An 11890-nucleotide genomic window follows, 5' to 3' on the forward strand; every position below is an offset into this window, starting at 1 on the left:
ACAGAAGCTCCTACAACAACAGAAGCTCCTACAACGACAGAAGCTCCTACAACAACAGAAGCTCCTACAACAACAGAAGCTCCTACAACAACAGAAGCTCCTACAACGACAGAAGCTCCTACAACAACAGAAGCTCCTACAACAACAGAAGCTCCTACAACAACAGAAGCTCCTACAACGACAGAAGCTCCTACAACAACAGAAGCTCCTACAACAACAGAAGCTCCTACAACAACAGAAGCTCCTACGACAACAGAAGCTCCTACAACAACAGAAGCTCCTACAACAACAGAAGCTCCTACAACAACTGTAGCTCCTTCAGAAGATACAACAACTACTACAGAGGAACCAACTACACCACCATACCCATATGTTCCAAATAACGGAAACGGTGGTGGTAACGGTAGCACTACAACAACTACAACAACTACAACAACTACTACTACTGAAGAACCAGGTCGTCCAGGAAACGGAGATGGAGATGGTAGAACAACTACAACTCCAGAACCAGGTCGTTCAACTACAACAGAAGAAGGACCAACTCTTCCATTTACTGGTGAAGCTACAAGCCTAGTACTTGTATTGGCAGGTGTGGTAATCTTGTCAGGTACTGTAGTAATGAAACGTAAATTTTCTAAATAATCATGCTTAGAAAATCTATAATTTCTTGAAGAGGACTATATGGTCCTCTTTCTTTATGAATCAAAATTAATAGGTTACACTATTTTTTCTTGACAATTTTCACCAATTCATGTAGAATAGAATGGATCTTGAACTTGAAGGGAGTGAAAAAAATGTCTAAAACAGTAGTACGTAAGAATGAATCTCTTGACGATGCTCTTCGTCGTTTCAAACGTGCGGTTACTAAAGCTGGTACTCTTCAAGAAACACGCAAACGTGAATTCTATGAAAAACCTTCTGTAAAACGTAAACGTAAATCAGAAGCAGCTCGTAAACGTAAAAAATTTTAATTAATAAGAAAGGCTAGACTTGTCTAGTCTTTTTTAGTACAGTAGATAGAGGAAAGTGGTTCTTATGAGAGAGTATGTAAAAGAATATCAAAAGATGCGTGAAAATCATTTTAGAAATTGGGGCTATTATTCTGATCCGATAAATTTGCGAGAATTCGAAAAGTCGAACAAAAAATATTTGAGAAGTATTTGAAAAATTCGAAAGTAATGTCCGATGATATTTTAAGAATAAAGTTGTACAGTAGTCTATTATTAGATGATATCAAGTGTTTTGCATATTATACAGCATTCTCATATAGAGACTATAATCAGTTAAATAATGCTCTGTGGCAAACAGGAAGAGAAGAACTAATAAGAGGTGGTTTGCTTGCAAGTGGAGCAATCTATACTGCTGGAATTTTGAGGGGCTTATTTACCTCTTTTGCATGTAACGATTTTTCAGTCATTCCATCATTTGTCCCCAAAGATTTACCCTTGTTGAAAGGGACTTATTATCCAGAAAATGTGATTAATATTTTATACGCTCTTTATTATCAAGATGAAGAAAGATTATTCGACTCTCTCTTGCTAGCACAACAGTTTTTAGTGAAGAAAAAACGATCTGGTATGAATGAATTTTCTGTTTGATATTTTATAAGTTTGGCAAGAAAAGATGCAGTTGCATTAAGTGAGTCCTTACAAAATTTATGCCTAGTTTATCAGAGACGATGGTACCTTTATGAAAAGATTGATAAGTGATTTGCGGATGAGGTTCATGGTCTTTACCGATTGTTAAGATTTTTTGATTATGGATTGTTTGAAGCAATCAGAATATCATCTCATAAGAGTTTTTTGAAAGACTTTGAAGAATGGCAAATTCAAAATCAGTTTCCACAAGGCCGACAGTTCTATGTATATCCTGAAGATTTGGCTGACGCCAATAGAATACTAACAAATGAACTCCCAAAAATCTGTATAGAAAAATCAGGGACGGACTTGGTGATAGATTTTGATAGATTTGCGGAAGATTTGGCTCAACTAATTTAACAAAGTACTAGAAGACATACTTATTTAAGCTTTTTATAATTAATTTAAAAGTAATACCTCAAAAACTGTTAAAAACATAAACTTCCACCTACAATCTGATATAATAGTAAGAGAACTCTATTGAAGGAGAAATATATGTCGGTTATAGTTAAAGAAATGATTGATAAGCTCAGATTAGATATTGTCTATGGTGAGCCAGAATTACTTGAAAAAGAAATCAATACGGGCGATATTTGTCGACCAGGTCTCGAAATGACAGGCTATTTTGATTACTATACCCCAGAGCGGATTCAACTATTGGGGATGAAAGAGTGGTCTTATCTGATTAGCATGTCCTCTCACAACCGCTACCAGGTATTGAAGAAATTGTTCCAACCAGAAACACCTGCTGTTATTGTTGCGCGTGGCTTAGTAGTTCCAGAAGAAATGCTAAAGGCTGCTAGAGAATGTAAAATCGCGATTTTAACAAGCCGTACAGCAACCAGTCGTCTATCTGGTGAATTATCAAGTTACCTGGATTCTCGCTTGGCTGAACGTGCAAGTGTGCACGGTGTCTTGATGGATATCTATGGTATGGGTGTTCTGATTCAAGGTGATAGTGGTATCGGTAAAAGTGAAACCGGACTTGAGTTGGTCAAACGTGGTCACCGTTTAGTTGCAGATGATCGCGTGGATATCTATGCTAAAGATGAGATGACACTTTGGGGTGAGCCTGCAGAAATCTTGAAGCATTTGTTAGAAATTCGTGGCGTTGGTATTATTGATATCATGAGCCTTTATGGGGCTAGTGCAGTTAAGGATTCTTCACAAGTTCAGTTAGCGGTTTATCTAGAAAATTACGATACGGATAAGGTCTTTGACCGTTTAGGAAATAACGCTGAAGAATTAGAAATCTCAGGTGTCTCTATTCCGCGTATTCGAATTCCGGTAAAGACAGGACGCAATATTTCTGTCGTTATTGAGGCAGCTGCCATGAATTATCGTTCAAAGGAAATGGGCTTTGATGCGACACGTCTTTTTGAAGAACGATTGACAAAACTAATTGAAAGGAACGAGATGAAAAATGATTGATCCTGTTGCTTTTCAAATTGGTCCATTAGGGATTCGATGGTACGCACTCTGCATCGTTTCAGGTCTTATTTTAGCAGTCTATCTTGCATGTAAAGAAGCACCAAAAAAGAACATCTTATCCGATGATATTTTGGACTTTATTTTAATTGCTTTTCCTTTGGCTATTATTGGTGCTCGACTTTATTATGTCATTTTTAAATTTGACTACTATAGTCAGCACATGGGAGAGATTTTTGCCATCTGGAATGGTGGTCTTGCCATATACGGCGGTTTAATCACCGGAGCAATTGTACTCTATTTCTTTGCTGATCGTAGATTAATCAATACCTGGGACTTTTTGGATATTGCTGCTCCAAGCGTTATGATTGCTCAGAGCCTTGGACGTTGGGGTAATTTCTTTAACCAGGAAGCCTACGGAGCAGCTGTTGAAAATCTTGATTACCTACCTGGTTTTATTAAGAATCAGATGTATATCGATGGCTCATATCGACAACCAACCTTTCTTTATGAATCTATCTGGAATCTCATTGGATTTGCGTTGATTATTATTTTTAGACGTCGATTAAAGAGTATTCGTCGTGGTTATATCACTGCTTTCTATCTAATTTGGTACGGTTTTGGACGCATGATAATCGAAGGTATGCGTACAGATAGTCTCATGTTCTTTGGACTTCGAGTATCTCAGTGGTTGTCTGTTCTATTAATTGGAATTGGTATTTATATTATTTATTACCAAAATCGGAAAAAAACACCATTTTATAATGTAAAAAAGGAGAATTAAAATGTTAGAAGTTGCTTATATCATTGTGGCAATTGCCTTGGTTGTATTCTTAGTTTATTTGATTATTACCCTTCAAAAAGTTGGTCGTGTAATCGATGAAACTGAAACTACTGTTAAAACCTTAACTTCAGATGTAAATGTTACTCTACATCACACAAACGAACTACTTGCAAAGGTCAATGTTCTTGCTGATGACATCAATGTCAAAGTTGCAACCATTGATCCTCTTTTTACAGCAGTTGCAGACCTTTCTGTTTCTGTTTCAGACCTAAATGAGCAAGCTCGTGTCTTGAGTAAAAAAGCTTCATCTGCAGGTTCAAAAACTTTAAAGACTAGTGCTGGCTTGTCTGCCATTCGTGTTGCAAGTAAATTTTTTAAAAAATAAAAAGGAGATAACTCATGGGTAAATTATCATCAATCCTTTTAGGAACTGTTTCAGGTGTTGCAGTTGCTTTATTCCTAACAAGTGAAAAAGGGAAACGTGTGACTAGTCAGGCACAAGACTTTATTGAAGATTTGAAAGAAGATCCTGAATACGCTAAAGAACAAGTCTGCGAAAAGCTGACTGATGTCAAAGATCAAACCAAAGAATTTGTTCTTAAAACAAAGGAACAAATCGAATCTGGGGAAATTACTCTCGATACCGTCCTCGATAAAGCAAAATATCACGCTCAACAAGCTACTGAAGCTTCGAAAGAAACCTTGAACAGTCTCAAAGAACAACTGGAAGAAAAAGTAGTTGTTGAAGACCAAGAAGATGGTCAAGAAATTGTCATCGATATTCAAGAAGACTAAAATAGAAACACCATTCCTGATTTTCAAATAAATCAGGAATGGTGATTTTTTTCTTGAGTGCACTCTTTGTGGTATAATAAATACTATGCAGAAGAAACCGACATCCGCTTATGTACACATTCCATTTTGTACACAAATCTGTTATTATTGTGACTTTTCAAAAGTTTTTATCAAGAATCAACCGGTGGATAGCTATCTAGAGCATCTACTGCAAGAATTTCATTCTTATGATATTCAAAAATTATGTACACTCTATATTGGAGGAGGAACACCGACAGCCTTGTCTGCGCCACAGTTAGAGCGGCTTCTGGATGGATTAACTAAAAACTTAGATTTGTCAGTCTTAGAAGAATTGACCATTGAGGCCAATCCTGGTGATTTGGATGCTGATAAGATTGCTGTGTTGAAAAATTCAGCAGTCAATCGTGTTTCACTAGGTGTACAGACCTTTGATGACAAAATGTTGAAAAAAATAGGGCGTAGTCATTTGGAGAAGGATATTTATGAAAATATCGACCGCCTCAAATTGGCTGGTTTTGATAATATCTCTATTGACTTGATCTACGCCCTTCCTGGGCAAACCATGGACCAGGTTAAGGACAATGTTGCTAAGGCAATTGCCCTTGATATTCCTCATATGAGCCTCTACAGCTTAATTTTAGAAAATCATACGGTCTTTATGAATCGTATGAGACGAGGGAAATTACCTCTTCCTAAGGAAGAATTAGAAGCTGAGATGTTTGAGTATATCATTTCAGAGCTAGAAAAAGCTGGCTTCGAGCATTATGAGATTTCTAATTTTTCTCAACCAGGATTTGAAAGTCGTCACAATCTTATGTACTGGGACAATGCCGAGTATTATGGTATTGGTGCAGGTGCATCTGGCTATGTAGATGGTGTTCGCTATAAAAATCATGGGCCTATTCGCCATTATTTAAAGGCGGTAGAAGAGGGGAATGCTCGTTTTAACGAAGAACACCTGAGTCAAAGGGAGCAAATGGAAGAAGAGATGTTTCTTGGTCTTCGCAAGAAGTCCGGAGTTTCCATTGCACGCTTTGAAGAAAAATTCGAACGGTCTTTCCAAGAACTTTATGGGGATATCGTCAAAGACTTGATTCAACAAGGTCTCATGCAGATTGATGGCGATCGTGTTCGGATGACTAAGAGAGGTCTCTTCTTAGGTGATACAGTAGCAGAACGATTTATATTGGAGTAAAATTATGGGCTTAACTTATCAAATGAAGATGAAAATTCCTTTTGATATGGCTGACATGAATGGTCATATCAAACTACCAGACGTTATCTTGTTGTCATTACAGGTATCAGGGATGCAGTCAATTGATCTGGGAGTGAGCGACAAGGATGTTTTAGAACAGTATAATCTAGTCTGGATTATCACAGATTATGATATCGATGTGGTACGCTTACCTCAATTTGCTGAGGAAATCACAATTGAAACGGAAGCCTTGACTTACAATCGTCTATTTTGTTACCGCCGCTTTACCATTTACGATGAAGCTGGTCAAGAAATTATTCACATGGTAGCTACCTTTGTCCTTATGGATCGTGAGAGTCGTAAGGTTCACCCTGTAGAACCAGAAATTGTCGCACCTTATCAATCTGAGTTTTCTAAGAAATTGGTCCGTGGACCAAAATACACAGAGTTACAAGACGCGATTAGCAAGGACTACCACGTTCGTTTTTATGACTTGGATATGAATGGTCACGTCAATAACAGTAAATATCTGGACTGGGTTTTTGAAGTTATGGGAGCAGATTTTCTGACCAATCATATTCCTAAAAAAATTAACCTCAAATATGTCAAGGAAGTTCGACCAGGTGGCATGATCACTTCTAGTTATGAATTGAATGGTCTGGAAAGCAATCACCAAGTCTCAAGTGATGGTGATATCAATGCTCAAGCAAAGATAACTTGGCAAGAAATTAATAAAGATTAGAAAGAAAGATATGACTTATAAAGGCTATTTAATTGATTTAGACGGAACAATCTATAAGGGGAAAGATAGGATCCCAGCTGGTGAAGCATTTGTTCACGAGTTACAAAAGAGAGAGATTCCCTATCTTTTTGTAACAAACAACACTACTCGTACACCTGAAAGTGTCCAAGAGATGTTGGCAAATCAGTTTAATATTGATACGCCTGTATCGACAATCTATACTGCAACCTTAGCGACCATTGATTACATGAATGACCTGGGGCTTGAAAAGACCGTTTATGTGATTGGAGAAGCAGGGCTCAAGGAAGCTATTCAAGCAGCTGGTTATGTTGAAGATAAAGAAAATCCAGCCTATGTGGTTGTAGGTTTGGACTGGCAAGTTGACTATGAAAAATTTGCTACTGCAACCCTAGCTATCCATAAAGGTGCTCATTTTATCGGCACCAATCCAGATTTAAATATTCCAACAGAACGTGGACTTTTACCTGGTGCTGGTTCACTGATTACTCTTCTTGAAGCAGCAACCCGCGTAAAACCAGTTTATATTGGAAAACCTAATGCGATTATTATGGACAAAGCTGTTGAACACCTAGGGCTTGAGCGCCAAGAAATTGTCATGGTGGGGGATAATTACCTGACAGATATTCGAGCTGGTATTGACAATGGAATTCCTAGTCTTTTGGTAACGACAGGATTTACAAAACCTGAAGAAGTAGCAGACCTACCAATCGCTCCAACCCATGTTCTCTCAAGTCTAGCGGAGTGGAATTTCGATGAAAACTAAGTTAACTTTTGGAGGAAGTCTCCTTTTCCTCCTTTCGCTTTCTATTTTATTGACCATTTATCTAGCTTGGTTGGTTTACCCTCTGGAAATTTCTTGGTTACACCTAACCAGTCGTGTTCCTTTCCAACCTCAGACAATCCAGCATAACTTTAATGTTTTGATGGATTATTTGACCAATCCATTGAATCAAGCATTGAAAATGCCAGATTTTCCTTCTTCTGCTTCAGGCATCCATCATTTTGCAGTTGTCAAGGGGCTCTTTCACCTAGCCCAAGGAGTAGCGATAGTTACCCTACCGATTTTCTATCTTTTTTGGAAGGAAGTCATTCAGAAAGGTTTTCTGTCTCTATATCGCAGAGGCCTCTTGATTATGCTGTCTCTACCTCTGGTTCTTGCTTTAGTTGGTATTTTCATTGGATTTGAACAATTCTTTACTTTATTTCATCAAATCCTTTTTGTGGGAGATGATACTTGGCTTTTTGATCCAGCAAAAGATCCAGTCATTCTCATCCTACCAGAGGACTTTTTTCTTCATGCCTTTCTTTTATTTTTCTGCTTGTATGAATTGATTTTTGGATTTATGTACCTTAAAAGTCGAAAAATAGGCAATTAAAAGAATAAATGCATAAAAATGTTTTAAAAGAATGTGCGAAAAACCTATTTTTCTTGAAAAAATAGGTTTTTTTACGGAAATAACTAGTCAAGCGCTTTAATTTTTTGTATAATAGAGTGAGAAAAGTATGCAAAGAAGAGAATAGCATGATTACACTATTTTTATCACCGAGTTGTACATCATGTCGTAAGGCAAAGGCTTGGCTAGATAATCATAAGGTGCCTTTCCAAGAGCACAATATTATGACCAGTCCTTTATCAAGAAAAGAGTTGCAACACATTCTTTCCTTGACCGAAAACGGTACCGATGACATCATTTCAACTCGTTCAAAAATTTTCCAAAAATTAAATATCGATGTGGAAAGTATCTCGGTGACGGAGTTGCTTAGTTTAATTGAGCAGTACCCTAGTCTTTTGCGTCGTCCTATTATCATTGATGATAAACGTATGCAGATTGGCTTTAATGAAGATGAAATTCGTGCGTTTCTTCCTCGTAGTTATCGTAAGCAAGAATTGAAAGAAGCTACATTGAGAGCTGGTATTAATTAGATGAATAAACAGTATAGTTACCCACTAGATTTGTCGTGGAGCACTGAAGAACTTGCTTCAGTGCTTTCTTTTTTTAATGATGTTGAAGCTGCCTATGAAACTAAGGTAGAAGCAAAAAGACTTTTAGATTCCTACAAGGTATTCAAGTCAGTCGTTCCAAGTAAGAGTGAAGAAAAACGTTTGGGACGTGAATTTGAATCAGTGAGTGGATACTCTTTCTACCGTGCGGTCCAATTGGCAAAAGAAAAAGGAGAAGGGAAGATTTCACTTGGAAAATAAATTTACATTTGCTAAAGAAATTGTTAGGGAAGCTGGGGAATATATTCTCGAGCATATGAAAGAGGATCTCCATGTTGAGAGAAAGTCTTCACCTACAGATTTGGTAACTAAATTAGATAAAGAAGTTCAAGCCTTACTCATTGAGAAAATTCGTTCTCGCTATCCAGATGATCTATTTTGTGCAGAAGAAGGTTGCATGCGTGCAGCAGTAGGACAAGGTTCTGTATGGATTATTGATCCTATTGATGGAACCAACAACTTCGTAGCACAAGGTGAAGATTTTGCTGTTATGCTGGCCTATTTTGAGGATGGTGCTGGGAAATTTGGGATTATCTATGATGTTATGAAAGGTGACTGCTACCATGGTGGAGGAGACTTTTCGCCTTGTCGCAATGATGAACCTTTACCAGCATTTAAAAAGAAACCTTTGAGAGAATTTTTGGTGGCTGGTAATTCTGGTATGCTAGAAACCAACGAATGGGGCTTAGCAGAGTTGGGAAATGCTGCACTTGGTACACGAGTGTATGGCAGTGCTGCTATTAGTTTTGCAAAGGTGCTATCAGGTCGACTACTAACGTATATCACTTATCTTCAACCCTGGGATTATGCAGCAGCAAGTATCCTAGGTGAAAGTTTAGGTTATAAGGTTCTTACGATTGCTGGTGAGGAAGTCGATTTTCATACACGGCAGGCTGTTATGATGGTACCAGTCGAGATGCAAGATGAGATTCAATCCTATATCTACGAAAGGAAATAAACTTACATGCAATTTCCAGAAGGATTTGTAAAAAAATACGAAACTATATTGGGAGATGAGGCAAGAGCTTTTCTTGCCTCTTTTGATGATGAGGCTGTTTCTGCCTTTCGTATCAATCCCTTAAAAGAAAGTCAAGTTTCTTTTTCAGACGCTATTCCAAATACACCTTGGGGCTACTATGGTAAGGTTTCTGGAAAGTCTCCAGAGCATGTAACTGGTCTGGTCTATTCACAAGAACCTGCCGCACAAATGGTGGCGCAAGTAGCTCAGCCAAGTCCTGGCATGAAGGTCTTGGATTTGGCAGCAGCACCCGGTGGTAAATCGACACAATTGGCAGCTTATCTCGCAGGTGAGGGGCTCCTCGTTTCCAATGAAATTTCAAGTAAGCGAGCAAAAATACTGGTTGAAAATATGGAACGTTTTGGTGCGACAAATGTAGTTGTAACCAATGAATCTGCCGATCGTTTGGCTAAAGTATTTAAGGGATATTTTGACCTAATTGTTCTAGATGTACCATGTTCAGGTGAGGGGATGTTCCGAAAACAGCCAGATGCCATGGATTACTGGAGTGTCGATTATCCTAGTCAGTGCGCTAGTCTGCAACGTGAGATTTTAGAAGATGCGGTTACCATGTTAGCTGAAGGTGGTCGTTTGGTTTATTCTACCTGTACATGGGCTCCAGAAGAAAATGAAGAAATCATCAACTGGTTACTGGAAAACTATGATTTTGAATTGATTCCAGTTGAACAGATCAATGGGATGGTACCTGGGATTGACTTGCCTGAGACAGCTAGAATGTACCCACATCACTTTAAGGGAGAAGGACAATTTGTTGCCCATCTTCAGTTTAAGGGACAAAACAAGTCAGGGAAGTTCAAGCCTACTAAGACTAATCTCAGTCGCGAACAGTTGAGTTTATGGCAAGATTTTGAAAAAAAACACCTAAAGATTAATTTGCCAGGTATTTTACAGACTTTTGGAGACCAACTGTATCTCTTACCAGAAGTCTTACCAGATTTGGGTAAGCTTAAGATTGCTCGAAACGGACTCCATCTTGGAACCTTTAAGAAAAAGCGCTTTGAACCAAGCTTTGCACTTGGATTAGCTTTAAAACCAAGCCAAGTCAAACAATCAATTGAAATTCATCAAGAAGACTTCGTTAAATACGTGGCCGGTGAGACAGTTCAATTGTCTGAAACTCTGCCAAATGGTTGGTACCAAGTTTTGGTTGGTGGGAATGGTCTGGGCTTTGCTAAAGTGACAGGAAATACTCTAAAAAATTATTTCCCCAAGGGCTTGAGGTTTAAGGTAAAAAACTAGTCAAAATCAGTATTCTATGTTATAGTGGAAGTATGGATTTTTCGTTAAAAACATTAGAAAATAAGGGCGAAAATCCGGGTTATTCATCATTATTTTCAAGGAGACAAATAGTGAAAAAATTTAAAAAACTCACCATCTCTCTTGCAACTCTTTTACTTGCTGGTTCGCTAGCAGGGTGTGCAAGTTGGATTGACCGTGGGGAGTCTATGACGGCTGTCGGTTCAACTGCACTTCAACCTTTAGTCGAAGCGGCAGCAGATGAGTTTGCGTCAGCTCACATCGGTAAAACAGTCAATGTTCAAGGTGGTGGATCTGGTACAGGTCTATCTCAAGTCCAGTCTGGAGCGGTAGACGTCGGGAACTCGGATGTATTTGCCGAGGAAAAAGACGGAATCGATGCATCTGCCTTAGTTGACCACAAGGTAGCTGTTGCGGGGATAGCTGTTATCATCAACAAAGAAGTAGATGTTGATAATCTAACGACAGACCAGCTACGACAAATCTTTACAGGAGAAATTACCAACTGGAAAGAAGTTGGTGGGAAAGATCTAGCTATTTCAATTATCAACCGTGCGGCGAGTTCAGGTTCTCGTGCGACCTTTGACAGTGTAATTATGAATGGTCAGTCAGCGGTGCAAAGTCAGGAACAAGATTCAAACGGTATGGTCAAATCAATCGTTTCTCAAACACCTGGGGCTATTTCCTACCTAGCATTTGCATATGTTGATGATTCAGTTGGGACTCTCAAACTTAACGGCTATGAACCAACTTCAGAGAATGTAACTACTAATAATTGGCCTTTGTGGTCTTATGAACACATGTATACACTTGGTGAACCAAATGAATTGGTTGCCGAATTCTTAAACTTTGTCCTTTCAGACGAAGTTCAGAACGGAATCGTTAAGGGAATGGGCTATATTTCTGTCAAGGAAATGAAGGTTGAAAAAGATGCTGCAGGTACTGTGACAGCGATAGAAGGGAGTTAAT

General features: G+C 38.4%; 17 protein-coding genes. All 17 read left to right on the plus strand.

Annotated features, from left to right (window positions below):
- Positions 1 to 642, plus strand: a 642-nt coding sequence (locus TZ94_RS07365; RefSeq protein ID WP_045615593.1) for an LPXTG cell wall anchor domain-containing protein, incomplete at its 5' end; no start/stop codon positions are given.
- A gap of 152 nt (positions 643 to 794) precedes the next feature.
- Positions 795 to 971 (plus strand): 30S ribosomal protein S21, encoded by a 177-nt coding sequence (rpsU, locus tag TZ94_RS07370; protein WP_000048054.1) that lies wholly within the window; start codon positions 795 to 797, stop codon positions 969 to 971.
- 207 nt (positions 972 to 1178) lie between these two features.
- Positions 1179 to 1598, plus strand: coding sequence for a hypothetical protein (locus TZ94_RS10040; RefSeq protein ID WP_241767285.1), 420 nt, complete (start codon positions 1179 to 1181; stop codon positions 1596 to 1598).
- Positions 1599 to 1802: 204 nt separating this feature from the next.
- Positions 1803 to 1997: a hypothetical protein gene (locus tag TZ94_RS10045; protein WP_241767286.1), complete on the plus strand. Its 195-nt coding sequence runs from the start codon at positions 1803 to 1805 to the stop codon at positions 1995 to 1997.
- A gap of 135 nt (positions 1998 to 2132) precedes the next feature.
- On the plus strand, positions 2133 to 3068 hold the full coding sequence (hprK, locus tag TZ94_RS07380; protein ID WP_045615594.1) for an HPr(Ser) kinase/phosphatase: 936 nt from the start codon (positions 2133 to 2135) through the stop codon (positions 3066 to 3068).
- Complete coding sequence (gene lgt, locus TZ94_RS07385; protein ID WP_045615597.1) at positions 3061 to 3849, plus strand: prolipoprotein diacylglyceryl transferase; 789 nt, start codon at positions 3061 to 3063, stop codon at positions 3847 to 3849. Before hprK ends, lgt begins: the two co-directional genes overlap by 8 nt.
- Position 3850: 1 nt before the next feature.
- Complete coding sequence (locus TZ94_RS07390) at positions 3851 to 4234, plus strand: DUF948 domain-containing protein (RefSeq protein WP_045615599.1); 384 nt, start codon at positions 3851 to 3853, stop codon at positions 4232 to 4234.
- Positions 4235 to 4248: 14 nt separating this feature from the next.
- On the plus strand, positions 4249 to 4644 hold the full coding sequence (locus tag TZ94_RS07395) for a YtxH domain-containing protein (RefSeq protein ID WP_045615601.1): 396 nt from the start codon (positions 4249 to 4251) through the stop codon (positions 4642 to 4644).
- Between the two features lie 85 nt (positions 4645 to 4729).
- Entirely contained in the window at positions 4730 to 5860 is a 1131-nt protein-coding gene (gene hemW, locus TZ94_RS07400) for a radical SAM family heme chaperone HemW (RefSeq protein WP_045615604.1), read from the plus strand.
- Positions 5861 to 5864: 4 nt separating this feature from the next.
- Positions 5865 to 6602 (plus strand): acyl-[acyl-carrier-protein] thioesterase, encoded by a 738-nt coding sequence (locus TZ94_RS07405; RefSeq protein WP_045615606.1) that lies wholly within the window; start codon positions 5865 to 5867, stop codon positions 6600 to 6602.
- A gap of 10 nt (positions 6603 to 6612) precedes the next feature.
- Positions 6613 to 7386 carry a TIGR01457 family HAD-type hydrolase gene (locus TZ94_RS07410; RefSeq protein ID WP_045615608.1) on the plus strand — a complete coding sequence of 258 codons (774 nt, stop codon included), beginning with the start codon at positions 6613 to 6615 and terminating at the stop codon, positions 7384 to 7386.
- Positions 7376 to 7999 (plus strand): TIGR01906 family membrane protein, encoded by a 624-nt coding sequence (locus TZ94_RS07415; protein ID WP_045615610.1) that lies wholly within the window; start codon positions 7376 to 7378, stop codon positions 7997 to 7999. Before TZ94_RS07410 ends, TZ94_RS07415 begins: the two co-directional genes overlap by 11 nt.
- A gap of 146 nt (positions 8000 to 8145) precedes the next feature.
- Positions 8146 to 8547, plus strand: coding sequence for a Spx/MgsR family RNA polymerase-binding regulatory protein (locus TZ94_RS07420; RefSeq protein ID WP_016466013.1), 402 nt, complete (start codon positions 8146 to 8148; stop codon positions 8545 to 8547).
- Positions 8548 to 8826, plus strand: a complete 279-nt coding sequence (locus TZ94_RS07425; RefSeq protein WP_045615617.1) for a UPF0223 family protein — start codon at positions 8548 to 8550, stop codon at positions 8824 to 8826. It abuts the gene before it with no gap.
- Positions 8816 to 9583, plus strand: coding sequence for an inositol monophosphatase family protein (locus TZ94_RS07430; protein ID WP_045615619.1), 768 nt, complete (start codon positions 8816 to 8818; stop codon positions 9581 to 9583). Before TZ94_RS07425 ends, TZ94_RS07430 begins: the two co-directional genes overlap by 11 nt.
- 6 nt (positions 9584 to 9589) lie before the next feature.
- A complete protein-coding gene (locus TZ94_RS07435; RefSeq protein WP_045615621.1) occupies positions 9590 to 10903 on the plus strand; it encodes an RsmF rRNA methyltransferase first C-terminal domain-containing protein in 1314 nt (437 codons plus the stop codon).
- A gap of 110 nt (positions 10904 to 11013) precedes the next feature.
- Positions 11014 to 11889 (plus strand): phosphate ABC transporter substrate-binding protein PstS, encoded by an 876-nt coding sequence (locus TZ94_RS07440; RefSeq protein WP_045615623.1) that lies wholly within the window; start codon positions 11014 to 11016, stop codon positions 11887 to 11889.
- Position 11890: the final 1 nt, after the last annotated feature.

Origin of the sequence: Streptococcus infantis (genome assembly GCF_000960085.1) — a bacterium.
GTDB classification, from domain to species: domain Bacteria; phylum Bacillota; class Bacilli; order Lactobacillales; family Streptococcaceae; genus Streptococcus; species Streptococcus infantis_C.

What these genes read in the sequence shown, in the direction of transcription:
- TZ94_RS07395 (WP_045615601.1), top strand. Translation starts at nt 4,249, where the DNA reads ATGGGTAAATTATCATCAATCCTTTTAGGAACTGTTTCAGGTGTTGCA.
- TZ94_RS07420 (WP_016466013.1), top strand. Translation starts at nt 8,146, where the DNA reads ATGATTACACTATTTTTATCACCGAGTTGTACATCATGTCGTAAGGCA.
- hprK (WP_045615594.1), top strand. Translation starts at nt 2,133, where the DNA reads ATGTCGGTTATAGTTAAAGAAATGATTGATAAGCTCAGATTAGATATT.
- rpsU (WP_000048054.1), top strand. Translation starts at nt 795, where the DNA reads ATGTCTAAAACAGTAGTACGTAAGAATGAATCTCTTGACGATGCTCTT.
- lgt (WP_045615597.1), top strand. Translation starts at nt 3,061, where the DNA reads ATGATTGATCCTGTTGCTTTTCAAATTGGTCCATTAGGGATTCGATGG.
- TZ94_RS07405 (WP_045615606.1), top strand. Translation starts at nt 5,865, where the DNA reads ATGGGCTTAACTTATCAAATGAAGATGAAAATTCCTTTTGATATGGCT.
- hemW (WP_045615604.1), top strand. Translation starts at nt 4,730, where the DNA reads ATGCAGAAGAAACCGACATCCGCTTATGTACACATTCCATTTTGTACA.
- TZ94_RS10040 (WP_241767285.1), top strand. Translation starts at nt 1,179, where the DNA reads ATGTCCGATGATATTTTAAGAATAAAGTTGTACAGTAGTCTATTATTA.
- TZ94_RS07410 (WP_045615608.1), top strand. Translation starts at nt 6,613, where the DNA reads ATGACTTATAAAGGCTATTTAATTGATTTAGACGGAACAATCTATAAG.
- TZ94_RS07425 (WP_045615617.1), top strand. Translation starts at nt 8,548, where the DNA reads ATGAATAAACAGTATAGTTACCCACTAGATTTGTCGTGGAGCACTGAA.
- TZ94_RS07415 (WP_045615610.1), top strand. Translation starts at nt 7,376, where the DNA reads ATGAAAACTAAGTTAACTTTTGGAGGAAGTCTCCTTTTCCTCCTTTCG.
- TZ94_RS07435 (WP_045615621.1), top strand. Translation starts at nt 9,590, where the DNA reads ATGCAATTTCCAGAAGGATTTGTAAAAAAATACGAAACTATATTGGGA.
- TZ94_RS07390 (WP_045615599.1), top strand. Translation starts at nt 3,851, where the DNA reads ATGTTAGAAGTTGCTTATATCATTGTGGCAATTGCCTTGGTTGTATTC.